At 36.9% G+C, this 26,553-nt stretch carries 26 protein-coding genes, 2 tRNA genes and 1 pseudogene; 19 read left to right on the forward strand and 10 right to left on the reverse strand.

Annotated elements, in window-relative coordinates; all coding sequences use genetic code 11:
* Positions 1 to 196: pseudogene (locus tag B091_RS11795) on the reverse strand (hypothetical protein); the annotation flags it as partial.
* A 146-nt stretch (positions 197 to 342) separates the two neighbouring features.
* Between B091_RS11795 and B091_RS0105180 the strand changes: the two are divergent.
* The 8 genes from B091_RS0105180 (at position 343) to B091_RS0105215 (ending at position 7,474) form a co-directional block, all read left to right on the forward strand.
* Positions 343 to 783, forward strand: a complete 441-nt coding sequence (locus B091_RS0105180) for a LexA family protein (RefSeq protein WP_018108948.1) — start codon at positions 343 to 345, stop codon at positions 781 to 783.
* Positions 780 to 2,036 (forward strand): Y-family DNA polymerase, encoded by a 1,257-nt coding sequence (locus tag B091_RS0105185; RefSeq protein ID WP_018108949.1) that lies wholly within the window; start codon positions 780 to 782, stop codon positions 2,034 to 2,036. Before B091_RS0105180 ends, B091_RS0105185 begins: the two co-directional genes overlap by 4 nt.
* A 169-nt stretch (positions 2,037 to 2,205) precedes the next feature.
* Positions 2,206 to 2,278, forward strand: a tRNA-Gly gene (locus B091_RS0105190).
* A 317-nt stretch (positions 2,279 to 2,595) separates the two neighbouring features.
* Entirely contained in the window at positions 2,596 to 4,362 is a 1,767-nt protein-coding gene (gene sppA / locus B091_RS0105195; protein WP_018108950.1) for a signal peptide peptidase SppA, read from the forward strand.
* Positions 4,363 to 4,368: 6 nt separating this feature from the next.
* On the forward strand, positions 4,369 to 5,466 hold the full coding sequence (gene lpxK, locus B091_RS0105200) for a tetraacyldisaccharide 4'-kinase (RefSeq protein ID WP_018108951.1): 1,098 nt from the start codon (positions 4,369 to 4,371) through the stop codon (positions 5,464 to 5,466).
* On the forward strand, positions 5,438 to 6,244 hold the full coding sequence (locus B091_RS0105205) for a purine-nucleoside phosphorylase (protein WP_018108952.1): 807 nt from the start codon (positions 5,438 to 5,440) through the stop codon (positions 6,242 to 6,244). Before lpxK ends, B091_RS0105205 begins: the two co-directional genes overlap by 29 nt.
* A gap of 3 nt (positions 6,245 to 6,247) precedes the next feature.
* Positions 6,248 to 7,285, forward strand: a complete 1,038-nt coding sequence (gene thiL, locus B091_RS0105210; RefSeq protein ID WP_018108953.1) for a thiamine-phosphate kinase — start codon at positions 6,248 to 6,250, stop codon at positions 7,283 to 7,285.
* A 116-nt stretch (positions 7,286 to 7,401) separates the two neighbouring features.
* Positions 7,402 to 7,474, forward strand: a tRNA-Phe gene (locus B091_RS0105215).
* A 206-nt stretch (positions 7,475 to 7,680) separates the two neighbouring features.
* On the opposite strand, the gene B091_RS0105220 is transcribed toward B091_RS0105215, so the two are convergent.
* On the reverse strand, positions 7,681 to 8,388 hold the full coding sequence (locus B091_RS0105220) for a hypothetical protein (protein ID WP_018108954.1): 708 nt from the start codon (positions 8,386 to 8,388) through the stop codon (positions 7,681 to 7,683).
* Between the two features lie 229 nt (positions 8,389 to 8,617).
* On the opposite strand from B091_RS0105220, the gene B091_RS0105225 reads away from it, so the two are divergent.
* The 4 genes from B091_RS0105225 (at position 8,618) to smpB (ending at position 10,959) form a co-directional block, all read left to right on the forward strand.
* Entirely contained in the window at positions 8,618 to 9,121 is a 504-nt protein-coding gene (locus B091_RS0105225; RefSeq protein WP_018108955.1) for a DMP19 family protein, read from the forward strand.
* A gap of 66 nt (positions 9,122 to 9,187) precedes the next feature.
* On the forward strand, positions 9,188 to 9,922 hold the full coding sequence (locus tag B091_RS0105230) for a hypothetical protein (RefSeq protein ID WP_018108956.1): 735 nt from the start codon (positions 9,188 to 9,190) through the stop codon (positions 9,920 to 9,922).
* Between the two features lie 4 nt (positions 9,923 to 9,926).
* A complete protein-coding gene (locus tag B091_RS0105235) occupies positions 9,927 to 10,499 on the forward strand; it encodes a Yip1 family protein (protein WP_018108957.1) in 573 nt (190 codons plus the stop codon).
* Positions 10,500 to 10,506: 7 nt separating this feature from the next.
* Complete coding sequence (gene smpB / locus B091_RS0105240) at positions 10,507 to 10,959, forward strand: SsrA-binding protein (RefSeq protein ID WP_018108958.1); 453 nt, start codon at positions 10,507 to 10,509, stop codon at positions 10,957 to 10,959.
* 10 nt (positions 10,960 to 10,969) lie between these two features.
* On the opposite strand, the gene B091_RS0105245 is transcribed toward smpB, so the two are convergent.
* Both B091_RS0105245 and udk read right to left on the reverse strand, forming a co-directional pair.
* A complete protein-coding gene (locus tag B091_RS0105245) occupies positions 10,970 to 12,370 on the reverse strand; it encodes an MltF family protein (RefSeq protein ID WP_018108959.1) in 1,401 nt (466 codons plus the stop codon).
* A 13-nt stretch (positions 12,371 to 12,383) separates the two neighbouring features.
* Positions 12,384 to 13,004 carry a uridine kinase gene (gene udk, locus B091_RS0105250; RefSeq protein ID WP_018108960.1) on the reverse strand — a complete coding sequence of 207 codons (621 nt, stop codon included), beginning with the start codon at positions 13,002 to 13,004 and terminating at the stop codon, positions 12,384 to 12,386.
* A 98-nt stretch (positions 13,005 to 13,102) separates the two neighbouring features.
* On the opposite strand from udk, the gene B091_RS0105255 reads away from it, so the two are divergent.
* On the forward strand, positions 13,103 to 13,402 hold the full coding sequence (locus tag B091_RS0105255) for a Dabb family protein (protein WP_018108961.1): 300 nt from the start codon (positions 13,103 to 13,105) through the stop codon (positions 13,400 to 13,402).
* A 24-nt stretch (positions 13,403 to 13,426) separates the two neighbouring features.
* Positions 13,427 to 15,457, forward strand: a complete 2,031-nt coding sequence (locus tag B091_RS0105260) for a protein-disulfide reductase DsbD family protein (protein WP_018108962.1) — start codon at positions 13,427 to 13,429, stop codon at positions 15,455 to 15,457.
* 113 nt (positions 15,458 to 15,570) lie between these two features.
* On the opposite strand, the gene B091_RS0105265 is transcribed toward B091_RS0105260, so the two are convergent.
* Complete coding sequence (locus B091_RS0105265; protein ID WP_018108963.1) at positions 15,571 to 16,128, reverse strand: NADH peroxidase; 558 nt, start codon at positions 16,126 to 16,128, stop codon at positions 15,571 to 15,573.
* Positions 16,129 to 16,165: 37 nt separating this feature from the next.
* On the reverse strand, positions 16,166 to 16,576 hold the full coding sequence (locus tag B091_RS0105270; protein WP_018108964.1) for a Fur family transcriptional regulator: 411 nt from the start codon (positions 16,574 to 16,576) through the stop codon (positions 16,166 to 16,168).
* Positions 16,577 to 16,982: 406 nt separating this feature from the next.
* Here B091_RS0105270 and B091_RS0105275 point away from each other — a divergent pair, with 406 nt between their 5' ends.
* Positions 16,983 to 18,851, forward strand: coding sequence for an NAD(+) synthase (locus B091_RS0105275; protein ID WP_018108965.1), 1,869 nt, complete (start codon positions 16,983 to 16,985; stop codon positions 18,849 to 18,851).
* A 66-nt stretch (positions 18,852 to 18,917) separates the two neighbouring features.
* Here the strand turns inward: B091_RS0105275 and B091_RS0105280 are convergent, their stop codons facing one another.
* The 4 genes from B091_RS0105280 to B091_RS0105295 all read right to left on the reverse strand — a co-directional run bounded on the left by B091_RS0105280 (position 18,918) and on the right by B091_RS0105295 (position 22,379).
* On the reverse strand, positions 18,918 to 19,388 hold the full coding sequence (locus B091_RS0105280) for a PaaI family thioesterase (protein ID WP_018108966.1): 471 nt from the start codon (positions 19,386 to 19,388) through the stop codon (positions 18,918 to 18,920).
* Between the two features lie 13 nt (positions 19,389 to 19,401).
* The gene (gene xpt, locus B091_RS0105285) at positions 19,402 to 19,968 is read right to left on the reverse strand and encodes a xanthine phosphoribosyltransferase (RefSeq protein WP_018108967.1); all 567 of its coding nucleotides are present in this window, start codon (positions 19,966 to 19,968) and stop codon (positions 19,402 to 19,404) included.
* A 13-nt stretch (positions 19,969 to 19,981) separates the two neighbouring features.
* On the reverse strand, positions 19,982 to 21,025 hold the full coding sequence (gene mltG, locus B091_RS0105290; protein ID WP_025069484.1) for an endolytic transglycosylase MltG: 1,044 nt from the start codon (positions 21,023 to 21,025) through the stop codon (positions 19,982 to 19,984).
* Positions 21,026 to 21,170: 145 nt separating this feature from the next.
* Positions 21,171 to 22,379, reverse strand: coding sequence for an ROK family transcriptional regulator (locus B091_RS0105295; RefSeq protein ID WP_018108969.1), 1,209 nt, complete (start codon positions 22,377 to 22,379; stop codon positions 21,171 to 21,173).
* Positions 22,380 to 22,666: 287 nt separating this feature from the next.
* On the opposite strand from B091_RS0105295, the gene B091_RS0105300 reads away from it, so the two are divergent.
* The 4 genes from B091_RS0105300 to B091_RS0105315 all read left to right on the forward strand — a co-directional run bounded on the left by B091_RS0105300 (position 22,667) and on the right by B091_RS0105315 (position 26,471).
* The gene (locus tag B091_RS0105300) at positions 22,667 to 23,116 is read left to right on the forward strand and encodes a NanQ anomerase/TabA/YiaL family protein (RefSeq protein WP_025069483.1); all 450 of its coding nucleotides are present in this window, start codon (positions 22,667 to 22,669) and stop codon (positions 23,114 to 23,116) included.
* 92 nt (positions 23,117 to 23,208) lie between these two features.
* Positions 23,209 to 23,628, forward strand: coding sequence for a Holliday junction resolvase RuvX (ruvX, locus tag B091_RS0105305; RefSeq protein ID WP_018108971.1), 420 nt, complete (start codon positions 23,209 to 23,211; stop codon positions 23,626 to 23,628).
* A 22-nt stretch (positions 23,629 to 23,650) separates the two neighbouring features.
* The gene (def, locus tag B091_RS0105310) at positions 23,651 to 24,217 is read left to right on the forward strand and encodes a peptide deformylase (RefSeq protein WP_018108972.1); all 567 of its coding nucleotides are present in this window, start codon (positions 23,651 to 23,653) and stop codon (positions 24,215 to 24,217) included.
* A 286-nt stretch (positions 24,218 to 24,503) separates the two neighbouring features.
* Positions 24,504 to 26,471, forward strand: coding sequence for a tetratricopeptide repeat protein (locus tag B091_RS0105315; protein ID WP_026166323.1), 1,968 nt, complete (start codon positions 24,504 to 24,506; stop codon positions 26,469 to 26,471).
* Positions 26,472 to 26,553: the final 82 nt, after the last annotated feature.

Here is a 26,553-nt window from a genome sequence, read left to right on the forward strand (position 1 = left end):
TAATTTCGGGATAAAAGCCTTTAGATTGCAAATTAAGATGTCTTAAAGACTCAGGTATTTCATTATTCTCCTCTAAGGAGATTAAATAATAACTACCCATATCTGAAAAATCAATAATCTCAAAATACTCCAATAACCCTTTAGGTAGAAATAAAGAAAGTACTGCTTTGTAGTCGATGTGATGTTGTGGTCTCATGGAGCAAAAGTAATTATTCTATCATTAACCATATGTTAAATCCCCAACTTTATGAACTGAGCCGTTATCTCATCTTTGAGATGTTTTCCAACTAATTAACGCTACAATATTTAAGTACTTCCATTTAGATTGTATCTTTGCTAACTATGAATGATAAAATAACCATTAGTACTATTGATATTAGTACCAGCTTACCACTACCTTTGGCCGATGCTGGGATTAAAGCAGGATTTCCTTCACCTGCTCAAGACTATATGGACATTGCTATTGATTTAAACCAAGAGTTGGTTCGTCACCCTTCTACTACATTTTATGGTAGGGTTAGGGGTGATTCTATGCAGGATGCTCATGTCTTTGATGGTGATATTCTTGTCATTGATAAATCTTTAGAGCCTCAAAGTGGAGATATGGCTGTTTGCTATATAGATGGTGAATTTACGATAAAGTATATTGAAGTTACCGAAAATAGGGTGTCTCTGATTCCTGCAAATCCACTTTATCCAACTATCAATGTTACTGCTGATCAAGATTTGATTATTTGGGGAGTTGTAACTTATGTCATTCATAAAGCCCAAAAAAGAAGATGATTGGTCTGATTGACTGCAATAATTTTTATGCGAGTTGTGAACGCGTATTTAATCCCTCTTTGCAAGGTAAACCCATCGTTGTTCTTTCTAATAACGACGGTTGTGTTATTGCTCGGAGTAACGAAGCAAAAGCTTGTGGTGTAGAGATGGGTGCGCCTTTCTTTAAAATAAGTGACTTAGTTCGGCAAAAGAATATACATGTTTTCTCATCCAACTATACGCTATATGGTGATATGTCTCGACGTGTAATGACTTTAGTACGCGATTCTGTGCCGCAGTTAGAGGTTTATTCCATTGATGAATGTTTTGTAGTCTTAGAGGGTATCACTAATTTAAAGCAATTTGCTGTTGAATTACGAGCTAAGATAATTAAAGGTACTGGCATCCCCGTAAGTATCGGTCTTGCACCTACCAAAACTTTGGCTAAACTTGCAGCTACTTTTGCTAAGAAATATAAAGCTTACGATGGGGTTTGTCTGATTGATAACCCAGAAAAGCGATCTAAGGCGCTTCAGGTTACAGCTGTAAACAAAATCTGGGGTATTGGAAGACGAACTTTTTCATCTTTGGCCCAGCATGGTGTGCTAACAGCATTTGACTTTAGCCAAAAAGATTCAAGTTGGGTTCAACACAATTATACAGTTACAGGTTTACGAACATGGAAAGAATTAAATGGAATCCCTTGTATTGATTTTGAGTCTGTAAGTGCTAAAAAAAGCATAACTACTTCTCGAAGTTTTAATCGCAAACTTACAAGCTTCGATGAGTTATTAGAAATTGTAGCCAACTTTGCAGCTGCTTGTTCTCGTAAGCTCTTAGAGCAGAAGAGTATGGCTAAGACTTTACTTGTTTTCCTTTATACCGATACTAGATATGCTGGTAGCAATGCACAATCAAACGCGGCAAAAGTTACTCTTGATGTCGCTAGTTCACACCCAAGTGAATTGATTAAAGCTGCCCGATTAGCACTTCAACTGGTTTTTAATCAAGGAACAGGTTATAAAAAAGCTGGAGTTATTGTGTCTGATATTACAGGCGTAGCCCAGGCTTCTTTATTTGATGTGGTCGATCGGGAGCGACAAAACAGATTACTTAAGGTTGCTGAGCAAATTAAAAATAAGAATGGTGAAGATATGCTTAAGATTGCCTCTCAAGGTTCTTTTGAATTGGGAAATTACATGGATCGAAAATTTGTTTCTAAGCATTATACCACCAACTTTAGTGATATAATCTCTGTTTCAGCTGATTCTTAAGTTATCTAATTTCTGTAGGCCTTAAAATTATTAAGTCCTGACTTCCTGATTTTACAGTTTCTCCAGCCTTGTCCTAAATTTTTATGCTTATATATTTGTATCTAATAAATTATTTTCCTTATCTTTGTATTGCTGATCAAGACAAGATCTTGTGATGTTTATTTTATCTGCGAAAATAGCTCAGTTGGTAGAGCACAACCTTGCCAAGGTTGGGGTCGCGAGTTCGAATCTCGTTTTTCGCTCAGTAAAAAGAGGCTGTCCAAAATTGGTTCAGCCTCTTTTTTTGTTTACATTTAAGACTTAAACTATTACAGTGTATTAATGATATGTTATAATCAAGGATTCATAAATGAAACAAATCTCTTAGGAGCTTGTTTAATAAACATTTAAATATGTATTTTTGAGATTAAGGATAAGCTGATTTATGTCAATTATCAGAAGTTATCTTAAATTGCTGAACCAAGTCATTAAAATCAACTTGCTTACTATAGGCTAAATACCAGTGGTCAGACTTTAAAAGTTGTAAAATAATACGAAATTAACGCTTTACCCATTTCCTATGAAAGATTTTTTTAAATACACTCTAGCAACTATAACCGGTCTTATTTTGACTGGTGTTTTGCTGTTTTTCTTTGCCTTTTCGACTCTTGTTGCTATGCTTGCCACTTCGGATACAGAAGTACAAGTAAAAGAGTCTAGTGTACTAACCTTAAAGCTTAATGGATCATTAAGTGAGAGAGCAATAGATAATCCTTTGATGGAGCTTATGTCTTCTCAAAACTCAACGGTTGGTTTAAATGATATTCTTAATGCGATTCGTAAGGCTAAAACGAACGAGAATATTGAAGGAATATATTTAGATGCTGGCAGTATGTCAGCTTCTTTTGCATCGTTGGAGGCTATTCGGAATGCTTTGATTGATTTTAAAGAATCGGATAAGTTTGTTATAACTTATGGCGATCAGTATACTCAAGGTTTATATTATGTTTCTTCTGTAGCTGATGAAATTCACTTGAATCCTGAAGGCGGAGTTGTATGGGCTGGATTGGCAGTTCAACCTATGTTTTATACAGATTTGCTCAAAAATATTGGTGTTGATATGCAAATATTTAAGGTTGGTACCTATAAGTCGGCCGTAGAACCTTATACTGAGACTAAAATGAGTCCAGCTAGTCGTGAACAAACATCGGTATTTCTTAATGATTTATGGTCTCATATGGTTTCAGGAGTTTCCTCTGCTCGTAATATCTCAACTGAAGAACTACAAAATCTAGCTAATCAAATGATGTTATTTCAACCCACAGCTCTAAGTTTGGAACATAAACTAGTTGATAAACTATCTTATCGCTCTGATATGGATGAAGTCATCAAAGACAAACTCAATGGTGATAAGCCTCGTTTTATAAGCTTTAATCAAATGAAAAATGTCCCAGTCGCTGTAGATCCCAAAATTAAGAATGAGGGTAATATAGCTATTTATTATGCAGAGGGTACGATTGTCGATTCTTCAAGTAATTCTTTTAACTCAGAAATTGTAGCTAATAAGGTGATTAAGGACTTGAAAAAACTTCAAGAAAATGAGGATATAAAAGCTGTTGTAGTGCGCGTTAATTCACCAGGTGGAAGTGCTTTTGCTTCTGAGCAAATATGGAAATCTATAATGAACCTAAAGGCTGAGAAACCTGTGGTTGTATCTATGGGTGACTATGCTGCATCAGGCGGTTATTATATCTCAGCTGCTGCTGATTTAATAGTAGCCGAACCAACAACTTTAACAGGTTCTATTGGTATTTTTGCTATGATACCTAGTTTTGGTAAAATTGCGCATAGTGTAGGTTTAGACTTCGATGTGGTTAAGACTAATGAGTTTTCTGACTTTGGTGCTCTTTATCGTAATATGAACTCAGGTGAAAAGCAATTACTTCAGAATTATGTTGAAAATGGATACGACCTATTTGTTAAACGATGTGCCGAAGGTCGATCTATGAGTGATGAAGCTATTAGAGCCATAGCTGAAGGAAGAGTTTGGACAGGTGCAAGAGCTAAAGAACTTGGTTTAGTTGACCAATTAGGCGGAATTGAAGTAGCGATTGCTTTGGCCGCAGATAAAGCTGGTATTACTCAATATAGAAGAAAATCATATCCAAGTATGCCTAGTCTTATTGAGCAGCTGATGGAGATGACGTCTAAGGATGCAGTATCAGTCTACTTGAATAATAGTATTTATAAGGATATATTTGTAAAGGCCGAAGAATTTAAGCGCCTCACTGAGCGTTCACCACTTCAGGCACGTATGCCTTATGAGTTTAATTTTCAAAGTTTATAAAGATAAATGAAAAATACTGATCGCCATATCAAATTAAATAAATGGCTTTACCCCTTTGCCTCACTCTATGGCATAGGGGTTATGCTACGTAATAAATTATTTGATTGGAATATTTTGAAGTCTCGTACTTTTCCGTTGCCTGTTATTAGCATCGGTAATTTGACTGTTGGTGGGACTGGGAAAACTCCTCATACCGAATACCTTCTTTCTTTTCTTACTAAGTCACTTAATGTGGCGGTTGTTAGTAGGGGGTACAAACGGAAAACAAAAGGTTTCTTGATGGCTACTCAAAGCAGTACCTCTCAGGATATTGGTGACGAACCCTTTCAGATAAAGTATAAGTTCCCATCTGCTTTAGTAGCAGTAGATGGCAATAGATGTCGAGCAATTGAGAAGTTGCTCGTTCTTAAAGAGCCTAAGGTTGATGTTGTTTTGCTAGATGATGCTTTCCAGCATCGCTATGTTAAGGCAGGACTAAATATACTGTTGACGGATTATAATCGACTAATATGTGATGATAAATTGCTGCCAGTTGGAAATCTACGCGAACCTCTTCATGGCAGACATCGAGCTAATATTGTAATTGTAACTAAATGTCCATCTGATATAAAGCCTATTGATTATAATATCGTGACCAAACGATTGAATTTATATCCATTTCATCGTCTATACTTTTCAACATTCAAATATGGCGGAATATACCCAGTCTTTGGTGATCAATCGGATAAGCTTGCAATTGAAAACCTTTTATCCCTCGATGATGTTCTACTAGTTACGGGCATAGCAAATCCTCTTTACCTTAAAGAGGAGCTGTCAATCCATTGTAAGCAACTCGAAGCCATGACTTATCAAGATCATCACAACTTTTCTAAGAAAGATTTAGAGGCTATTGATGAGAAGTTTGCGAGCCTTAAAGGTCATAAGAAAATCATTCTAACGACCGAAAAGGATGCTATGCGATTTTTGAATATGCCCGATTTACAAGATTCTATAAAACAAGCATTATATGCTATCCCTGTTGAAGTTGAGATTCTTCAGGATAAGCAAATTGAGTTTAATAAAAATATACTGGATTATGTTAGAGAAGATCAAAGAAACAGCTAGTTTCCTTAAAGGAAAGATGACTACAAAGCCCGAAACAGCTATTATCCTAGGTACAGGATTGGGTAGTTTAGTGAATGAGATTGAAGATAAGCATGAAATTTCATATACTGACATCCCTAATTTCCCAGTATCTACAGTTGAAGGACATAGTGGTAAGTTGATTTTTGGAAAACTTGGTGGTAAGGATATTATGGCTATGCAAGGTCGTTTCCACTACTACGAAGGCTACGATATGAAGGAAGTTACTTTTCCTGTTCGTGTAATGAAAGAGATTGGTATCAAAACCCTATTTGTATCTAATGCATGTGGTGGTATGAATCCCAAATTTTCTATTGGTGACCTGATGATTATTACGGACCATATAAATTTCTTCCCTGAGCATCCGCTTAGAGGTAAAAATATTTATGGCGATCGTTTCCCTGATATGAGTGAGCCTTATAGCCATGAACTAATTGCTAAAGCTAAAGAGATTGCTAAAGAATTAAATATTAAAGTACAACAAGGTATTTACTTGGGTACTCAAGGTCCAACATTTGAAACTTCTGCCGAATATAAAATGTTCCATATTTGGGGTGCAGATGCAGTGGGTATGTCAACTGTACCTGAGGTAATTGTTGCCAACCATGCAGGAATTAAAGTTTTTGGTTGTTCAGTAATTACTGACTTAGGTGTTGAAGGTAAGATTGTTGAAGCTTCTCACGAAGAGGTTCAAAAAGCTGCTGATGCTGCACAGCCTAAGATGACAGCTATCATGCGTGAACTTATCAGTAGAGCTTAATTGATGGGAACAGACATAGCTACAATAGGAGAGTTTGGGTTGATTAAAAGACTTACAGAAGATATAAAATTAGTCAATCCTTCCACTCTCAAAGGAGTTGGTGATGATACTGCAGTTTTATCTTACCCTGCAGATAAGCAGATTTTAGTTACTACTGATATGCTGATGGAGGGTGTTCATTTTGATTTAGTATACACTCCCTTTAAGCACTTAGGATATAAGTCAGCAATGGTTAACTTCTCTGATGTTTATGCAATGAATGGCTATCCTAAACAGATAACAGTTTCTATTGCAATATCAAAAAGGTTCAATATTGAACACTTAGAAGATTTTTACGAGGGAATAAAACTTGCTTGTGAGCAACACGGTGTCGATATCATTGGTGGTGATACAACAACATCATTAACCGGTTTTGCTATTAGTATTACTTGTATTGGTGAAGCTGACTCAAAGCACGTGGTATATCGTAGTGGAGCTAAAGAGACCGATCTTATTTGTGTTACAGGTAATTTGGGTGCTGCCTATATGGGTTTACAATTGCTAGAGCGAGAGAAACTTGTTTTTGGTAAGAGTAAGAAAGATGATATTCAACCCGATTTTTCTGGTAAAGAGTATATCTTAGAAAGACAACTCAAGCCTGAAGCTCGCAAAGATATTATCGATGAATTGGCAAAACAAGGAATCATACCAACTGCAATGATGGATATTTCCGATGGACTATCTTCAGAATTGCTACATATTGCTGATCAAAGCAAGGTTGGTTGTCGAATTTATGAAGAGAATATCCCCATTGATTATCAAACAGCTATAATGGCTGAGGAGTTTGGTTTAAGCCCGATGACTGCTGCACTTAATGGCGGCGAAGATTATGAGTTACTATTTACTGTGCCGCTTACGGACCACGAAAAGATAACTCAGATACCAGGAGTCAAACTTATAGGTCATGTTACAAAGCAAGAACTGGGAGTAGCATTAATAACAAAAGATGGTAAAGAAATTGAACTACAGGCTCAGGGTTGGAACCCTTTAAGCACTAAGTAATTAAACTATAATGGTGAATTGAGATAGAAAATTGTTTACTTTCTATCTCAATTTCTATTAAATAAGTTTGTTATATTCTAAATATTTTATTTATCTTTGTAGGGCAAACAAGAAAAGGTGCCATAGCTCAGTTGGTAGAGCAAAGGACTGAAAATCCTTGTGTCCCTGGTTCGATTCCAGGTGGTACCACAAAAGACTCCCTAAATTACATCGTTATTTAGGGAGTCTTTTTTATGTGACGTTATCACTTTGTAGCATTGGGGAGCCCTGAATCTTGCTCTTTAACTTAAATCGTAATCAAATAGTATCTGGACCTATATAATAAGAGCCACAATGTATAATACAGAGCGGCTCTTATTTATTGTACTAAAGTTTAGTTTCTTATTAGGTCAAGCTTATTTAGTTACTTTGTTAAAAGTAAAGCTTTGGCTAGCTTGAGCTGTTTTTGTAGATTCTACTTCAGATTCTCTAGTTGTAGTTTCTGGTTCTACAGGCTCTTCTGGAGTTACTGCTGCTTTGAATAATTCTACTTTAACATCTAAATTGAAAGCTATTTTAGTTCCTTCGTCTTTGTTGTTAAACTTACCTAGTTGGTCATTTGTATCAAAGTCAATTTTGATAATGTCACCATTTTTTAAAGTTTTCTCGATATCCTTAGTGTCAATTTCTAGACTAAGAGTACCTTCTTCTTTATTGATGTCTTTAGACTCAAATTTGAATTCTGTATTAATATCACCCAATTCTTCTAGTACAGCATTAGCTTCATCTTCTGTTTCGTATAGATCGGCAATTACTTCGTTAAGTGGGTAAGCTTCCATTTTTATGTCGTGATTTAGCTCTACAACCATATTAACATATGTTGGTTGTGGCTCTTCTGTTTCACCTTCACCTTCTCCTTCAGCTTTTGTTGCAGGATCTATTATTTCGTAAGTGCCTTTATAAGATCCAAATACGCCCATTTCCGACTCAAGCTGCTCGTTGTTTGGTTTGTCGTTGTTATCGTCATCATCATCTGAACAAGATGTGAATCCAACTAATGATAAAGACATTAGTGCTACTGCGAATAGTGTTTTTTGTGTACTTTTCAAGATGTTCATTTTCATTTAAGTTTTTAAAATGTTTGTAATTGTTTAACCGTTAATTATGTTAACAGTAGAATCGATTCTGATAGGTAAATGCTTTAACCCTCAAATTACTGCATGGTGATTTTGTGTTTTATAAATTCTGACTGTTAGGATATTTGAAACTAGCGTTGACTTTGATATTTCACAAACTTAATTAAGTCGACATCAGTTGAATTCGCTATCTTTGCTTAATAATTAAATACAGATCATGATAAAGATTAAAGAAGAAGATATTAAAGCAGCTACTCTAGAAGGTATGGATGCTTTTATAAAGGTTTTTACTGATGCATATAGAGCTTCTGTTGCTGGCGATTTCTCGCTTGATAAAATGCAAGAGCTTAACGGTAGTCAGCACACACTTTTAGCTTATAGTTATTTTATTGAAGAAATCAACGAAGGTGGTTTCTGTCAGTTGATACAGAATGGTTATGGTCCATACATTTTCGATAACCCTTTTGCAAAAGCTATGCGCCTATGGGGATTGAAAGATTTTTCCAAATTAGTCTATAGCGCTAAAGTTATTTATGATGAGCATAAAGAGGATTTGACTAGAGAGCGTACAGATGATGAATTTATGGCTATGTATGAAACTTATGAGGCTTTTGATAAAATTGAAGAAGAGTTTTTAGAAGACGAAGAATCAATTACTACTCGTATCGCTATTTATGTAGATGACCATTTAGATGAGTTTGCAGAAATAGTTAAAGAATAAGTGCAGTATTTAAACTATCTTCTCATTTAACCTTAAATATTTACATTAAATATATAAACTAATATTATGAATAAAATTAATACTCTCTTTGCGTTTGCTTTAGGTTTTTTAGTAATGCTTACTAGCTCTTGTCTGGATTCAAGTAGTGGTGGTAGCTCGTATGACGGTATTGAATATGTGCGTCTTGATCCAGGTTCTTATTTGAGGGCATATGCCGATTCAGGTACTGAATATAGTATAATGAATCCCGAGAAAATGCGTATCAAAACAATTGATGGAGATAATTATGAGTATGAGCGTGCTTTAATGTGGTTTAAGTATGTTGAAGCGGGTTCTACAAAAACGAATGGAGGACTTCCTGCCCGACGTACCGTGAATGTTGTTCAAGTTCAGCCTTTGGCAGTTAATGATTTGGAGTACGGTCCAGGTGATTTGAATATTGAAGAGGAAAATATTTACGTTCCATTTATTCGAGTAGATAAGTCATGGGCGGATACTTATTATATTAATATTCCTTTCTCAACACCTTCCTCAAAAGAACTTTCTACTGAAGATATTACTCTTTTTGTTGAAGATAGTTCTGAGAATACATTAAATTTGCGATTAATAGACACTCGAGAAAAGAAAGACTTGCTGTTAGGTCAGGCGATAAATGGTTTTGTGAGTTTTAAACTTGATCAAGATTTGTTAAGTCAGAAAACAAACTTAGTTTTATCTGGCCTGATAACTGTAAATATTTCTGTAGAAGAACATCATGGAGGGTTAAGGAAACTTGAGCCTTTAGAAATAAAATTTAATTGAAAGATTGAACTACAAACAATTATTTAATCGAATATCATTAATTATCTCTAAGCCTCAGGAGGCTTGGAGGCTAATTCAGACAGAGGATAAACAAAAGATGATGACTTCTTTTGTTTATCCTTTACTTGCTTTATCTGGTATTGCCGTGTTTCTTGGTCAACTCCTGGGTTCTGATGCTGAAAATGCTGCTGGGATATTTGCTGGTGCTTTAACGCAGGCTTGTATTGTACTAGTATCACTCTTTGGTGGTCTTTACCTTGCTTCTTTTGTTGCTGAGCAATTATTCTCACGTTTTTTAGATGTGCAAATTGACCGAAATACGAGCTTGAAGATTATTGGTTATGGATTCACATTAACTTTTTTACAAACAATATGTATTGGGTTGCTTCCTGACTTTAGATTTATTGTGTATATTCTTCAGTTTTACGCCTTATATATATTGTGGGAAGCTATACCCATATTCTTAAAGGTAAAAGAAGAAGATCGCTTAAAGGCTACTGTCTTCTTGTTTAGTGGTGTGTTTTTATGCCCCTTTGTGATAGAGTTTATATTTGGTAAACTTATCTTGTTAGGATAAATAATTTATGAAACAGAATCAAATTAATATAAAGAATCGTAGAGCTACATTTGACTACGAAGTTATTGAAACTTATACTGCTGGTATGGTTTTGACCGGTACTGAGATTAAGTCAATTCGTCAGGGAAAGGCTAGCTTAGTTGATACCTTCTGTTACTTTATCAATGATGAATTGTGGGTTAAGAACATGCACATCACAGAGTATTTTTATGGTTCGTACAACAACCATCAGGTCAGACGTGATCGTAAGTTATTACTAACTAAGAAAGAGTTGGATAAACTTCGTCGTGGTACTCGTGAAACAGGCAATACACTCGTTCCATTGCGACTGTTTTTGGATAATAGAGGTTTTGCTAAGCTTGTAATTGCTTTGGCACGTGGTAAAAAACAATACGATAAACGTGAGTCTTTAAAAGAAAAGGATGCGCGTCGTGATATTGATCGCATGTTTAAGCAGTAAAGAAGTAGAGTTATAGAGGTACTTTTTCTTTGTATATTTTGTAGCGGCCCATAATATCTCTAACAAAGTTATAGGTTTCTATTCCACGTAAGTATCCATATTTACAAACAGGATCTGCAAAATATTTCCGATTACTTTTTAGTAATAAATAAGCCTCTGTATTGTCGAACCAGATTGTCTTGTCTTTATTATACTTCTCGGCTAATGCCATGGCATCCAATATATGCCCCATTCCTGCATTGTAGGATGCCAATACAAACATTATTCTTTCCTGATCATCGGGTATTTCCTCCTTTAATGCTCGGTCTGTTATCCCTAAATACTTGACTGCTCCTTTGATATTTTCATTGATATCAGTTTCCATGCCACGGGGTACGCCCATGGCTCTTGCCGTTCGAGGCATGAGTTGCATTAGTCCTACCGCTCCAGCCCATGAAACGACATTTTTTTTAAAGTTCGATTCGGTATAAGCTAGCGATGCTAGTAGTCGCCAATCCCAGTTTATGGTCTTTGCGTATTTCTTGAAGTAGGCATCATAGGGCGATATCACCCCCTTTTCAATTGATTGTATGGGGGAGTGTATATAGTTGTTCTTGCTGATTTCAAAATACTTCTTGAGGCTCGCTGTGTAGTTAGGAGACTGCGCATTGTTTTTATGCCACTCACTAATTGCTTTTTCGAGTAATACAGACTCTTTTCGAACAGCCCAATAGGACTTTTGATCAAAACTAATAGCTAAATCTATATTTAGGCTCGGATAGTAGGTCTTGTTTAGTTTTGCAATGTAGTTGTTGGCAACAGTATATTCGATTTTACCCTCATCTACCTGTGTTATGATGTCCTCTAAGGTTATGGTATCACTATCAATAAGTGTGATATTAATGCCCCCCCCAAGCTCTTCATTCAGGTTTTTAAGTCTTTCATGATATTTGCCAGGTTGGACGTGGACGGTTTTACCAATAAGCTCAGTCACATCTCGTAAGGGAGTTTCTCCTTTTTTGTTTTTTTGAATGATGACCTGGTGGGTAAGTGTTTCGGCTCCGCAATAACTAATACTATCTTTAAGCTCTTTGGTTACAGGCAGATTATAAGCAATAAGGTCAGCTTTACCACTAGCAAGTATCTCTAGCAACTCCGACTCTGTATTTGCTGTTAATACATTTAAGGATAGTCCCAATGAGTTAGCAAACTGCTGACTCAAATCGTATTGAATCCCCATGTTTTGCCCACGATACTTGAAATAGTCCACAGAGCTATACATGGTTACTACAGTTAACTCTCCTTTTTCTAGGATTTGAGGCAAATCCTGTACTGCAACTGTCTCTTTTTCTTTACTTTTGGGTGGGCTATTTTTGCAAGAGATTAATCCCAAGCAAAATATAAAGGTCAGTGTTAAACAGTTTAAACGCATATTCTTGTGGGTTTTATTCTTCTGGCCAAGTAAGATGCTTTGTGATATACATGGTCAGAATATTTATAGCAACCTGATTACTTCCACCTTCAGGAACTATCAAGTCGGCAAATCGCTTACAGGGTTCGATGAACTGCTGATGCATTGGCTTTAGCACTTGAGTATATCTATTCATAACGGCTTCTGCTGTTCTACCTCTTTCAATTACATCTCTCTGAATCACGCGAATTAGTCGTTCGTCAGGATCAGCATCTACAAAGACTTTGATGTCCATGATATCTCTCAACTTTTTGTTGGACAGTGCAAGGATACCCTCTACAATTACCACATTACGTGGTTCTATGTGAATTGTTTCTTTAAGTCGGGTACAGGTCAAGTAAGAGTAGGTGGGTTGCTCTATGGCCTCTCCGTGCTTTAACATGGTGACATGTTTGGCCAAAAGGGGCCATTCGAAGGCATCGGGATGATCAAAGTTGATATTCTGCCTCTCTTCTACAGGCACATGGCTACTGTCTTTATAATAAGAGTCTAAAGGCAATAGTACGACTTCACCTGCTGGCAGGCTTTCTACTATTTTACGCACAACGGTGGTTTTACCTGATCCCGTTCCGCCTGCAATTCCGATTATTAACATTTGATAATTGTTGTTTTAGAAACAAATAAAGTACATTTGTGTTTATTAGAGCAGTTTACGTGACAAATATACTTACATTAAATTAATATACCAACGTTATGATTAAGCACATTGTATTGTTTAAGTTAAAGGAAGATCTACCTGCACAAGAGAAATTACAGGTAATGAATAGTTTCAAAAAAGCAATAGAATTACTTCCTGCTAAAATCCCTTTTATCAGAGCAATTGAGGTCGGATTAAACAGTAATCCCGCTGAATCTTGGGATATTGCACTTTACAGTGAGTTTGATACGCTTGATGATGTTAAGGCATATTCAGTTCATCCTGATCATGTTGAAGCTGCCAAAATCTTGGCCAATGTTAAGGAAAATAGGTCTTGCGTGGATTATGAGGTTTAATACAAATTATTAATATTTATAAGAATGAGAAAGTTTATATCACTCATAGTTCTTTTTGTTTTTTCGGGACTAACGTATGTTGGGGCTCAAATTCATGATCCTGTACATGTTAAATCCGAATTTAAAAAGATTTCAGAAACTAGTGGGGAGTTGATATTCAATACGGAAATTGATCCAGGCTGGCATGTTTATTCTACTAACTTGAATAATGCTGGACCGACAGAGGCGACTTTTGTTCTAGAAAAAGGAATAGGCGTTGAATTAGTTGGTGGCTTAGTTGCCGAAGGTCATGAAATAGAGCAGTTTGATAAAGCCTTCCAGAAGGTGCTCCGCTATTTTGAGAAGTCGGTAAAGTTTACTCAAAAAGTTAAACTAACAGATGCCAGCTATTTTATTGAAGGTTATCTTGAGTATGGTGCTTGCGACGATGAAGCTTGTTTGCCTCCAACTCAGGTTGACGTGAAATATACTAATATGGATCAGGCTGCCGTGGTAGCAGGTTCGACTAAGGGTAGTGGTGAAGCTCCAAAAGCTGATGTTCCTAGCTTTAGCTTCGGGACTCTTGGACAGGAATCTCCTGCTCAGAGTCCTGTTGCAACCGATGTTGTAGGTGGTGATTCAGATTATTGGAAACCTGTTATTAGCGAGCTTAATGCTTATAGCGGGCAAGATTCTTCTCAAGACAGAACGATAATGTATATCTTTATTTACGGGTTCTTAGGTGGTCTTTTGGCTCTACTTACACCTTGTGTATGGCCAATTATCCCGATGACTGTAAGTTTCTTCTTAAAGCGTAATAAAGATAGAAAACGTGCACTTAAAGATGCAATTATTTATGGTATCTCAATCATTGTTATTTATCTGAGTTTAGGTTTAATCATTACGCTCCTCTTTGGTCCCAGTGCACTTAATGCCATGTCAACCAACGCGGTGTTTAATATAATATTCTTCCTGATGTTGGTGGTCTTTGCGGCCTCTTTCTTAGGAGCGTTTGAGATTAAGTTGCCTGCCAAATGGAGTACGGCTGTTGATAGTAAAGCCGATAAGACTTCAGGTCTTCTGAGTATTTTCTTGATGGCTTTTACGCTGGCTTTAGTTTCATTCTCTTGTACTGGTCCTATTATTGGATTATTACTTGTAGAGGTAAGTACTACGGGAAGTGTATTTGGACCAGCTGTTGGTATGTTTGCTTTTGCTTTGGCATTGGCTCTTCCATTTACACTGTTCGCTCTATTCCCATCTTGGCTCAAAACAATGCCAAAATCGGGTGGTTGGATGAATGTGATTAAAGTGTCTCTAGGATTTTTAGAGTTAGCTTTGGCATTGAAGTTCTTATCTGTAGCCGATTTGGCTTACGGTTGGAGAATTCTTGATCGTGAGGTCTTTATCGCTATGTGGATTGTTATCTTTGGTTTGTTTGGTCTCTATCTGCTAGGCAAACTTAAGTTTGAGCACGATGATGACAACAATAAAGTAGGGGTTACTCGATTTTTCTTAGCCTTAGTGCCTCTGTCTTTTGCTATCTATATGGTTCCAGGACTTTGGGGAGCACCGTTGAAGGCCATTAGTGCTTTTGCACCACCCATGTACACACAAGATTTTAATCTATACGATGGTGCAGTAGAGGCTAAATTCGATGATTATGATCAAGGTATGGAGTATGCACGTCAGCAAAATAAACCTGTAATGCTTGACTTTACTGGATACGGCTGTGTAAACTGTCGTAAGATGGAGTTGGCTGTTTGGACTGACCCCCAGGTGCGTCAACTCATCAATGAAGAGTATGTATTAATTACACTTTATGTTGATAATAAACAGCCTTTACCTGAGCCTATTGAGGTTGAAGAAAATGGACGTACACGTAAATTACGTACCATTGGTGATAAATGGAGCTACCTGCAACGTGTGAAGTTTGGTTCTAACTCGCAACCTTTCTATGTCTTGATTGACAATAATGGTGTGCCATTGAACAGCTCCTATGCTTATAACGAAGATATTCCTGCCTACGTTAATTTCTTAGAAGTAGGTTTGAAAAACTATAAATTAGGGAAGTAGATAAGATTTATCGATACCTAATAATATAAATAACCCCAGAAGTAAATTTACTCCTGGGGTTATTTTCTTTAAACACTTTAAGCTGAAGTTTCTTTTTTTAGCCTAGACTATTCTTATTTGTCTTGACCAAAGAAACGGTTGTATAAACCTTCGAAAGCTTTACCATGACGAGCTTCATCTTTACACATTTCATGAACTGTGTCGTGGATAGCGTCTAGGTTTAATTGTTTTGCACGAGTTGCAATTCTTTTCTTGTCTTCGCAAGCACCTTGCTCTGCATCCATGCGTTTTTTAAGGTTGGTTTTTGTATCCCAAACCACTTCGCCAAGAAGTTCTGCAAATTTAGCAGCATGTTCTGCTTCTTCAAAAGCGATACGTTTGTATGCTTCAGCAATCTCTGGATAACCTTCACGGTCAGCTTGTCTGCTCATAGCAAGGTACATACCTACCTCTGTACATTCGCCCATGAAGTTCATTTGTAGATCTTTGATCATTTCGTCGTCACAACCTTTTGCAACACCAATAACGTGTTCGTCAGCAAAAGTTAATGCGCCTTCTTGTTCTACTACTTCTACAAATTTGTTAGCAGGAGCTTTACATAATGGACATTTTTCTGGAGCAGTTTCTCCTTCGTGTACGTAACCACATACGATGCATCTAAATTTTTTCATTTTGTCGGATTATTTAAATTAGTATTATTAAGTAAGGTCATTCTTCAGACCTTAAACATTCTTGGCAAACTCCCTTATAGTAGAGGTGGACTTCAGTAACCAAATGATTACTTTGATCTAATCCTTTGAGCTGTTCGGGTTTCATGAGGTTAAAGTCCTCAATTTTATTGCATTTCTTACAAAAGAAATGTGCGTGAGGTGATGTGTCTATATCAAAACAAGTGTTCTTGTCGTCTATGGTCAACATCTTAATCGCATCATGTTCTTCAAATAACTTGAGTGTATTATATACTGTTGTTTTCGAAAGAGTTGGAATCTTAGGAAATAGAGCAGTATAAATTTCATCAACAGCTGGGTGCGTATAATTTTCAAGGAGATAATCCATAATTGCTATTCGCTGCATGGAGGGCTTGATATTATGCACTTGTAACCTTTCTAACGCTTTCATACTCTATTGATTTTGGAATTATAATAATTACAACTTTATTATCATTGCAAATATAGTGGTCTAATAAATCGTAGCCAAACCTTTTGAGAGTATTTGTCGATCACACACGAAATATGGATTTAGTCTAAATTAAGATTAGCTATTGATCCTAGAGTTACTTTCTTGTCAATCAGGGATTGACTTCAGTTTATGCCTAAAAAAGGAACTAGTCGTTTAGGGCGTGCGAGTAAGTCAGTCGCTTGTTCCCACTAGGTTATTTTAGCTAAGGGAGGTTGTTGAAGTAAAAAACTAGGAATTAGGGATACAATAAAGAGTTACGATTAACCTTCTAGCCTAAAGATTTGCTTATTTTTGTAGATGTGATTGCATAAACAGCTATCTTATTCAACAATTAAAAAGATCGATTATGAGAGTCAAAAGAGATTTTATCCGCTTAGTTACTGCCAACCCTAAGGTAAGGGTCGCCGATTGTTTTTTCAACGAGTCGAAAATTTCTGAAATAATACAGCATGCTGCTCAGCAAAAAGCAGCTTTGGTTTTGTTTCCTGAACTTTCGCTAACCTCTGTTAGCTGTGGAGATCTCTTAACTGATAGCTTATTGCTCTCTTCAGCTCAGCAGGCATTGTTACAATTGTTGACCGACAGCAAAAAGTATAACCTTATCTTTGTAGTAGGGTTGCCTATCTTAGTCTCTAACACGGTATTGAACGTAGCTGTGGTTTGTAAACAGGGTGTGATTTGCAGTGTAATCCCCAAAATGGATGATGCAGCTTGTCGTCTTTTTTCAAATCGCCCTGAAAATTGGTTTTTAGAACATCTATTATGTGGTCAAGAGGTGGAAATTTCTAGTAATCGCCTTTTTGAGACCTCTGACTTTACTTTTACCCTAAACTTCTGGAACGAATATAATGTGCCAAACAATCAAGTTGGAGTTACTGATTTAAATCTCTATCTCTCTAATGCTTCGGATAAGATGGGGCTTTATGGGCAAACTTCTCAATTGATCCTTGGTGAATCTCTAAAATATAAAAATGCAGTACTCTATGCAGCTCCTGGCTTTGGTGAATCTACAACAGATTTGGTTTATAGTGGTACAGGTTTTATAGCTGAATGTGGTGAGTTGCTGGCTGAATCGCCTCGTTTCAGCTTTGAGGGTGCCGTGACTTTTGCTGATGTTGATCTTGCTCGCATTCAGGCTGAGCGTATCATGAGTAAACGTAACATAGGGATATCTTATGCACAATCGCTCGACTACGAAGCTCCCGAAATTGAAGTTTTGGATAGAGAGCTTGATAAAACTCCTTTCTTATCGAAGAATAAAGATAGAGACTATGCCGATGCTTTTGACATACAAGTTTGTGCCCTAGCACAACGAATGCGACATATCCATGGTGAGAAAGTGGTGATTGGGGTGTCTGGAGGGTTAGATTCCACATTGGTATTGCTCTCATGCGTTCGTACTTTCGATGCGATGGGGCTTGATCGAAAAAATATTATAGGCATTACGATGCCAGGTTTCGGTACTTCGGGGCGTACCTATCAGAATGCTCAGATTTTGATGGATAGACTCGGTATAACTACACGAGAAATTAGTATAAAGGATTCTTGTATCCAGCACTTCAAAGATATCAATCACGATGGACTGACTCACGACATAACCTACGAAAACAGCCAAGCTCGTGAACGGACTCAGATCTTAATGGATGTAGCCAATATGGAGAATGCGCTTGTCATAGGCACAGGCGATTTATCGGAATTGGCTTTGGGTTGGGCTACTTATAACGGCGATCACATGTCGATGTACGACTTGAATGCGAGTATTCCAAAAACACTAGTCCAAGATTTGGTGCTTTGGGCAGCTAATAAAGAGTCCGATAAGATGCTTAGTGATGCACTGCTTGATGTGCTTGCTACTCCGATTAGTCCTGAACTTAAACCAACAGATAGCGATGGACTAATTGATCAGAAGACCGAAAGTGTAGTAGGGCCCTATGAGTTGCACGATTTCTTCTTGTTTAACATGATGAATTATCGCTTTTCTCCCCAACTAATATACAAAAGAAGTTTGCTTGCCTTTGGCGATAAATATACCGATAAGGTAATCAAACACTGGTTGAAGCAGTTTTACAAACGCTTCTTTATGCAGCAGTTTAAACGCTCTTGTTCACCCGATGGGCCTGATGTAACAGGTGTCTCGCTTAGTCCGCGTGGTGGTTGGGCTATGGCGAGTGATGCGAGTGCTACAACGTGGCTACATGAAATAGAACAGCTTTAAAGCATAAAAAAACGAGGTCTAAGTAAAAATATTGCTTAGACCTCGTTTTTTATGTTTGTTATATTATTACTCTTCAGTGTCGCAAGAGGTAAAAAAGAATTCTTTCTTAGCCTGCTCTTGAGGGATTGTGAAATAGGTGCAAAGGGTTTGGCTACAAAGCTCGTTGTTTTCATTAAACAGTTCAGCTTCTATAAATACCACATTACGTTTTTCGTCCTTAATGCGTGCCCTTAGTGTAATTTGCTTTGATTCCGTACTTACTGACTTAAGGAATTTAGTCTCCATTTTGAAGGTTACCCCTGAAGTCTGTTTCTTTCGGATGACCACCCAAGCACAGATTTCATCTAAAAGCACCGACTGGATTCCACCATGAAGCGTGTTTAACCAACCTTGAAATTGAGGTAATGGTTTCCAAAAACTTACGATATCATCTCCATCTTCATAAAACTCCATTTTCACACCCGCAGGGTTATTAGGAGCACAACCGAAGCAGTTGTATCCTTTTACTCCTTTCCAAGGATTAGTTAATTTTTTCATAATACTTTAGTTTTTATCTTATTTTGATTGTACAGTTCGACAAGTCATCTATAATCGCCAAAGATTCAACACGAACACCTTGTTTTTCTAAGACCTCTCGTCCGTGTTGGAACGATTTCTCAATAATAAAGCCCATTCCCACCAGGTTTGCTCCTGCTTGTTTTATTAGGTCTATTACGCCTAAAGCAGCATTGCCGTTGGCAAGGAAGTCATCGATGAACAAAACGTTATCTTCAGGAGTAAGGTAGTCTTGACTAATAATGACATCGTACTCACGGTCTTTAGTAAAAGAACGTACACGAGTAGTTAAAATGTTCTCTATGGTTTTAGGAGATTTTTTCTTAGCAAATACCACAGGCAACTCTAAAAGGTATCCAGTCATAATAGCTGGCGCAATGCCGCTAGCCTCAATAGTCATGATTTTATTAATATTTGTTGATGCAAATCGGCGCACAAACTCCACCCCAACTGATTTCATTAGGATAGGGTCCATTTGGTGGTTAATAAAGCTATCTACTTTAAGGATTCCACCTTCAAAGCATTTGCCATCTTCTAGAATACGTTTCTTTAGTAAGTCCATTTATCTCCTTGTTTTATTTATATATTTTTAGTTTGTTGAGCGCTTGCCAATAGCGGCGCGCATTATTCATATGGTCATTTAAGTTTGTAGCAAAGCTGTGTTTGCCCGAAAAATCTTCTTTTGCACACATATAAAGATAGTTGTGCTCTGTATAATTAAGCACACTCTCCAAGCCATGTATTGTCGCAAGACGAATAGGGCCTGGAGGGAGCCCTGTGTTTAGATAGGTATTGTAGGGAGAATTGACCGTCAAATCTTTATTGGTAATTCTCTTCATGGCAAAATCTTGTAATGCAAACTTTATGGTCGGATCAGCCTGAAGTGGCATTCCTTTCTTAAGTCGATTCATGTATAGGCCAGCAACTACAGGTTTCTCTTCTTTATCGTTGGTTTCTTCTTCTACGATTGATGCTAATGTGGCTACTTGGATAGGAGTGAGTCCTATCTTCTGAGCCTTTTTAAGTCGTTCTTCATTCCAAAAGGTATTGTATTCCTTACTCATTCGCCCGATAAAGTCATTCATATCCATATTCCAATAAACTTCATAGGTATTGGGTATAAAAAAGGCTGGTAAGGTTTCAGGGGTATAACCTATTTTAGCTAGCGCATCTTCATTTTTAAAATAAAATTGAAACTCCAGAGAGCCGAGCATAAGTTGATCACCTAATTTAGCCGATAGTTGATCAAGCGTTCTTATATTGTTTATTACTAGTCGAGTTGGAATTTGATGTCCACGAAGTAGCTTAACAAAAAGAGTGTAGGTTGTTTCATCAGGTGTAATCTTATACTTGCCTGTGCGAATATTTTGGCTGTACGACTTGTAGTTGTTTAGAATGCTGAAGCCTTTAGGTAGCTCTTTAATATCGAAAGTTTTTACTATTTTTTGTTCAACTGAGTCTATATTGTCATCTTGATCTATATATAGGAAGCGACTCTGGCTTAGCTGCCCATTAATAGGCTTAAAAAAAAGCGTGTGTATTGTGGCATATGTAGATATACCTATAATAAAAAGGAGTACTACTAAAGCAACCAGTAGCCTCTTATTTCGTTTACGCATGCTCATATCGTTAGTTGTTGATTTTAGGATATCCTGCAAATATACAAAGAACAATTCTATTTGTAGAAACGGGGCTTTATAAAACTAATCAAGGGGTATATTGCAAGAATATCCCCCTTGATTAATTTGTGATTGTAATAGAACTCTAATCAATTTCAAAAACACGGCTACGTGCCAACATGCACGAACCAATTACTCCTGCTCGGTCGAGGAGTTTTGAACTTGTTATTTTAGAATCTTTATTTACTAAGTTCAATGAGTATTTACGGACTGAAGTTATGATGGGTTGCGTAATATAATCTCCTGTTTGCGCAAGAGCTCCACCGATAATAACAAGTTCTGGATTGAAAATATTAATAAGTCCAGAAATCTGCTTACCTAGCTTTTCTCCAATCTCTTCTATAATCTCAATACAAAGCATATCTTCTCTCAAGGTTGCATCAATCAGTTGATTAAGTGTTATCTCCTTGTTGGCTTTAATCTGTTCCGATAGGATCGAATTTTCACCATTCTTTATTCTTTCGAGTAAAATTCTATGAAATGCCATACCCGAAGCTTCGGTTTCTAAACAGCCTTTTTTACCACAATGACAGATTATCTCGTTGTCATATGTATTGACATGACCGAATTCTCCCGAAAACCCCGATTTACCTGTATATAGTTTACCGTTAATAATGATCCCCATTCCAATTCCCCAGCTGAGGTTGATGAAGATGATGTTTTTCTCGTTCTCTACAGCTCCTTTCATGAATTCACCAAAGGCAATAGCACGTGTATCGTTATCGATAGATACAGGATAACTGAGTTTTTTGGTTAAGATTTCAGCGAGTGATACCTTTTCAAAGCTGTAGTTGCTGTAGCTATAGCCGTTGTCGGGGTCTACTCGACCAGCAATGCTTACATTAATATTTAGAATTTTGTTGTGATCTAAATTGAGTTGATTTATGTAGTCACGAATAATGGTTACTAAATCATCAATTCGTTTTTCATTATTATCGAAATGATAATAGATACCCCTTTTTGAATCAATTAAATCTCCTTTGAAATTAATTAATGCAATATTAAGGGCATCTCGATTTAGTTCAACACCAATGAAATAACCAGAATCAGGGTTTAGCCCATAAAGACTAGGATGCCTACCTCCACTAGTTTCGAGTTTACCGTAGTCGTTGATAAAGCCTTCATCGGTCATTTCTGTTATAAATTTCGTGACCGTAGGAATGCTCAAATCTAGTTCTTTCGCTAAATCTGTGATTGTGGAATTGCCATTATATATATAATGTGTAATAATTCTTTTCTTCATGAGGGCATTTTTAGAACCCTTTTCAATTTGTTGTAGTAATTGATGCCTCATAATTAATTTATTTATTAATGCTTAGACAAATATATAAATATGAAATTAAATAAAGGAGTTTATTCACTAAAAAGAAGTGTCTTTGGGCTTATTATATGCTAAAAGTAAGTAGTGAATATATTTATCCTATTCAGTTTACTTTTATGTAGTCACGGTTTATGGCTAAATCACACGAAATAGTATGAATATTTAAGGTGAAACATAAAAGTTTCTTTCAAATAATAGTGTACTTTTGATTTAAAATTTGAACTAATTTATGGTTCAATATGATTAAAAAAACAACACTTATGATTTTAGGTACACTACAAAATAGCCAGCAGGTTGAGTCCTTGAACCCTCTTTTTAAACAGGCTTTCGACTATATTAAATCACATAATCTTTTGGATGCCGAACTGGGTCGAATTGAGTTAGAGGGTGATCTACTTTTTATAAATAATTCAGCAGTACAAGGTGTTAAGAAGGAGGATCAAATACTCGAAATCCATCGTCGTTATATTGATATTCATGTGATGCTATCGGGCGAAGAGATTTTTGGTTGGTTACCTGCCGAAAAACTTAAACAGCTCAAAACTCCTTTTAAAGAGGATACAGATTTTGCTTTTTATACAGATCAGCCATCTACTTACCTCACATTAGTGCCTGGTGATTTTGTTATTGTATATCCTGAAGATGCTCATGCTCCGATTATTGGCCAGGGATTAATTCGGAAATTAGTCGTTAAGATTCGGTTAGACTAAGGGTAGCATTAACTTATAAATTCCTATCTTTTATAAGTTTGACTCTCCTATATCTTATTATTTTAATTATAAGTCGTACTTTTGCAGAATATATGGCAAGAATATTAGCGATAGATTATGGTCGGAAGCGTACTGGAATAGCTGTGACCGATCCCTTACAACTCATTGCAAATGGTTTGACTACAGTCAGAACACACGATTTAATGAAGTTCTTACTTGATTATGTTGGTCGTGAAGAGGTAGAGCGTGTAGTTATTGGTCTGCCCAAACAGATGGATAATACACCTTCCGAGAGCATGAAGTATATCGAGCCGTTTGTCGTTCACTTTAAGAAGAAATTCCCCGACTTACCTATTGAATTTGTAGATGAGCGTTTTACATCGGTACTGGCTCAGCGTGCAATCCTAGAAGCGGGTCTAAAAAAGAAAGACCGACAAAATAAAGCTTTAGTCGATGAGGTGAGTGCAACTATTATTCTCCAAACATTTATGGAAAGTAAACGTTTATTCTAATTAAAGATAGATTTATAATTATATGATATTACCAATTTATGTATACGGTCAGCCCGTTTTGAGAGAGGTTGCGCAGGATATAACTGCTGAATACCCTAACTTAAAAGAACTGATTCAAAACATGTTCGACACGATGGAGCATGCAGATGGAATTGGGCTTGCAGCGCCACAAGTAGGATTACCTATTCGTTTGGTTGTAGTCGATTTAGATGTTTTATCTGAAGACCATCCCGAGTTTGCAAACTTTAGAAAAGTCTTTATCAACCCTTATATTATCGAAGTTGATGGTGATGACGTAACAATGGGAGAGGGATGTTTAAGCCTACCTGGTGTAGGTGAGGATGTAACTCGTCCTGATGTAATCCACGTTGAGTATTACGACGAAAACTTCGAAAAACACACCGAACGCGTTGAAGGTTATCTAGCTCGTGTGATGCAGCATGAGTTCGATCATCTTGATGGTGTAATGTTTATCGATCACATTTCACCTCTTCGCAAGCAAATGATTCGCAACAAACTGATGAAGCTTGTAAAAGGTACTGCACGTACACACTACAAGATTAAAAGTGTAAATGCGAAGCTCAAATAAGAGGTTAGCATTCAGACCAAGAATATTTAAGCACAAGGTGAAGTCATTTACTTTGTGCTTTTTTGATTGTTTCAATTTGACTTTGGCGTATATTCGGATCGAACTAAGTACTAAGTTTTATCGTTTTAGTTTTACTTGTTTTTGAAATGGCTAAGCTAATTGAATCCGCAGGCTCATATATCATCTGTATTTAAGAAAGCTTTTGCTTTTTATTTCTATATTAGCTAGTTAGATTTATTACTTTTGCTTTTGTCTAATTATGAATCTAGCTGACATCAACATAAATATGAAAAGAACACTTCTTGCCCTACTGCTTTTATTACCAACAATATTGTTTGGCCAAATCAATACTGAGAGAGTAATGATTAAAGGTCGAAGTGCCCTTTATTTTGAAGAATATATTCTAGCCATCCAATACTTTAATCAAGTAATCAATGCTAAACCCTATCTTCATTTGCCTTACTTCTTTCGTTCATTGGCAAAGCTAGAACTTGACGATTTTACTGGAGTAGAAGAAGATAGTAATCAACTCTTAGCGATAAATCCGTTCTTTGTGGCGGGCTATCAAGTCCGTGGGTTGGCTCGTATTCAACAAAACAAGTATAAAGAAGCTATTGAAGATTATAAAGAAGCATTGAAGTATGAACCCGAAAATGTTCCAGTGCTAAACAACTTATCTCTATCATATATCTATAGTGAGGATTATGACCAGGCTAATGCAACTCTAGACGAACTCTCCCGAGTTGCACCAAAATACACTGCTGCTTACCTAATGAAGGGTGATGTAGCACTTCGTCAGAAAGATACCCTTCAGGCAATTGCCAATATTGATAAGGCTTTGTCAATCGATAAATATGACTCCAATATATGGGGAGCACGTGGGCAGCTCAACTTAATGCAACAAAATTACGCTCAAGCTGAAAAAGACTTGGATGAGGCTACTCATTTGGGTGGACACGAAGCGAGTCACTATATAAACAGAGCTCTAGCTCGATTCCATCAAAACAATTTGCGTGGAGCAATGAGCGATTACGACTTGGCACTCGACATTGATCCCCGTAACTTCTTTGGACATTATAACCGAGGCTTGCTTAGAGCTCGCGTGGGAGATACTAACCGTGCTATTGAGGACTTTGATTTTGTGCTTTCGGTAAATCCTGACGATATGATGGCCACTTTTAATCGTGGACTGTTGCGTACACGTTCGGGAGATTTCTCAGGTGCTAACTCTGACTTTACTCGAGTACTTGATGTTTATCCTAATTTCTATGCTGGTTACCTTTACCGTATGGAAGTTAGAAAGATGCTAGGTGACAATATTGGTGCTCAGCAAGATGAACTGATGTTGCTGCAAATGCAAATCGATAAGTCAAGAGGTGTTCAGCAAGATAAAGGTGAAGAAACTCGTAAGCGATCGGACAAGAATGTTGAGAACTACCGTAAACTGGTTGTGGCTGATAAAGACGATATAAGTCGGAACTACACAAATGAGTTGCGTGGAAAAATTCAAAATAAAACAGTACAGGTTAAGGCTGAACCCTACTTCATCTTAACCTATTATGCCGATGTTAGTGAAGTGCGCAATGTTATTCACTACCATAAGTTCATTACAGATTTGAATGCCAGGCAGGTTTTGCCGGAGTTGTTGCTTATAACAAATCAAGAAAAACCATTGAATCAGACTGAGGTTAATAAGCTGTTTAAGCTTATCGACGAAGAGTCGGGAGAAATTGATAAAAACCCTAACGATGTAATTCCTCGATTTACGCGTGGGCTTAACTTCTTTTTAGTGCAGAGCACTGACGATGCTTTAGAGGATTTTAGTAGAGCTATAGAGCTTGATAACACATTCTATCCAGCCTATTTTATGCGTTCGGTAGCTAAAATTAAACAACTCGATTATCAGAAATCAGAGGAAAAGCTGACCAATGAACTTAGCAACAGTTCAGTTGTTGATTATGAGGTTGTCATGAATGACTTAAAGCGAGTGATTCAGCTTGCCCCCGATTTTGTTTATGCTTATTACAATCGGGCTCGACTTCATTTTGACTTAAAGGATTTCCCTGCGGCTATTGCCGATTATACAGAGGCTATTAAACTTTACCCCGAATTTGCTGAGGCTTATTTCAACAGGGGCATAATACATATCTTCTTGGGCAATAATAAAGAAGGTATTGCTGATTTGAGTAAAGCTGGGGAGCTTGGTATTGCTAATTCGTATAGCATTATAAAGCGTTTCAGGAAAACAGAATAAGCACATTTTTAGGTAATTCTAGGAATATTAAATTTGAATTAATTAGTTTTGTAAACTATATATTATAGTAACAGGTAATAAA

The organism is Bacteroides propionicifaciens DSM 19291 = JCM 14649, from assembly GCF_000375405.1.
Classification (GTDB): domain Bacteria; phylum Bacteroidota; class Bacteroidia; order Bacteroidales; family Bacteroidaceae; genus Bacteroides_E; species Bacteroides_E propionicifaciens.

Bases quoted from the DNA above. Each gene is read 5' to 3' on its own strand.
- B091_RS0105180 (WP_018108948.1), top strand. From the start codon at position 343: ATGAATGATAAAATAACCATTAGTACTATTGATATTAGTACCAGCTTA.
- B091_RS0105185 (WP_018108949.1), top strand. From the start codon at position 780: ATGATTGGTCTGATTGACTGCAATAATTTTTATGCGAGTTGTGAACGC.
- sppA (WP_018108950.1), top strand. From the start codon at position 2,596: ATGAAAGATTTTTTTAAATACACTCTAGCAACTATAACCGGTCTTATT.
- lpxK (WP_018108951.1), top strand. From the start codon at position 4,369: ATGAAAAATACTGATCGCCATATCAAATTAAATAAATGGCTTTACCCC.
- B091_RS0105205 (WP_018108952.1), top strand. From the start codon at position 5,438: ATGTTAGAGAAGATCAAAGAAACAGCTAGTTTCCTTAAAGGAAAGATG.
- thiL (WP_018108953.1), top strand. From the start codon at position 6,248: ATGGGAACAGACATAGCTACAATAGGAGAGTTTGGGTTGATTAAAAGA.
- B091_RS0105220 (WP_018108954.1), bottom strand. From the start codon at position 8,388: ATGAAAATGAACATCTTGAAAAGTACACAAAAAACACTATTCGCAGTA.
- B091_RS0105225 (WP_018108955.1), top strand. From the start codon at position 8,618: ATGATAAAGATTAAAGAAGAAGATATTAAAGCAGCTACTCTAGAAGGT.
- B091_RS0105230 (WP_018108956.1), top strand. From the start codon at position 9,188: ATGAATAAAATTAATACTCTCTTTGCGTTTGCTTTAGGTTTTTTAGTA.
- smpB (WP_018108958.1), top strand. From the start codon at position 10,507: ATGAAACAGAATCAAATTAATATAAAGAATCGTAGAGCTACATTTGAC.
- B091_RS0105245 (WP_018108959.1), bottom strand. From the start codon at position 12,370: ATGCGTTTAAACTGTTTAACACTGACCTTTATATTTTGCTTGGGATTA.
- udk (WP_018108960.1), bottom strand. From the start codon at position 13,004: ATGTTAATAATCGGAATTGCAGGCGGAACGGGATCAGGTAAAACCACC.
- B091_RS0105255 (WP_018108961.1), top strand. From the start codon at position 13,103: ATGATTAAGCACATTGTATTGTTTAAGTTAAAGGAAGATCTACCTGCA.
- B091_RS0105260 (WP_018108962.1), top strand. From the start codon at position 13,427: ATGAGAAAGTTTATATCACTCATAGTTCTTTTTGTTTTTTCGGGACTA.
- B091_RS0105265 (WP_018108963.1), bottom strand. From the start codon at position 16,128: ATGAAAAAATTTAGATGCATCGTATGTGGTTACGTACACGAAGGAGAA.
- B091_RS0105270 (WP_018108964.1), bottom strand. From the start codon at position 16,576: ATGAAAGCGTTAGAAAGGTTACAAGTGCATAATATCAAGCCCTCCATG.
- B091_RS0105275 (WP_018108965.1), top strand. From the start codon at position 16,983: ATGAGAGTCAAAAGAGATTTTATCCGCTTAGTTACTGCCAACCCTAAG.
- B091_RS0105280 (WP_018108966.1), bottom strand. From the start codon at position 19,388: ATGAAAAAATTAACTAATCCTTGGAAAGGAGTAAAAGGATACAACTGC.
- xpt (WP_018108967.1), bottom strand. From the start codon at position 19,968: ATGGACTTACTAAAGAAACGTATTCTAGAAGATGGCAAATGCTTTGAA.
- mltG (WP_025069484.1), bottom strand. From the start codon at position 21,025: ATGCGTAAACGAAATAAGAGGCTACTGGTTGCTTTAGTAGTACTCCTT.
- B091_RS0105295 (WP_018108969.1), bottom strand. From the start codon at position 22,379: ATGAGGCATCAATTACTACAACAAATTGAAAAGGGTTCTAAAAATGCC.
- B091_RS0105300 (WP_025069483.1), top strand. From the start codon at position 22,667: ATGATTTTAGGTACACTACAAAATAGCCAGCAGGTTGAGTCCTTGAAC.
- ruvX (WP_018108971.1), top strand. From the start codon at position 23,209: ATGGCAAGAATATTAGCGATAGATTATGGTCGGAAGCGTACTGGAATA.
- def (WP_018108972.1), top strand. From the start codon at position 23,651: ATGATATTACCAATTTATGTATACGGTCAGCCCGTTTTGAGAGAGGTT.
- B091_RS0105315 (WP_026166323.1), top strand. From the start codon at position 24,504: ATGAAAAGAACACTTCTTGCCCTACTGCTTTTATTACCAACAATATTG.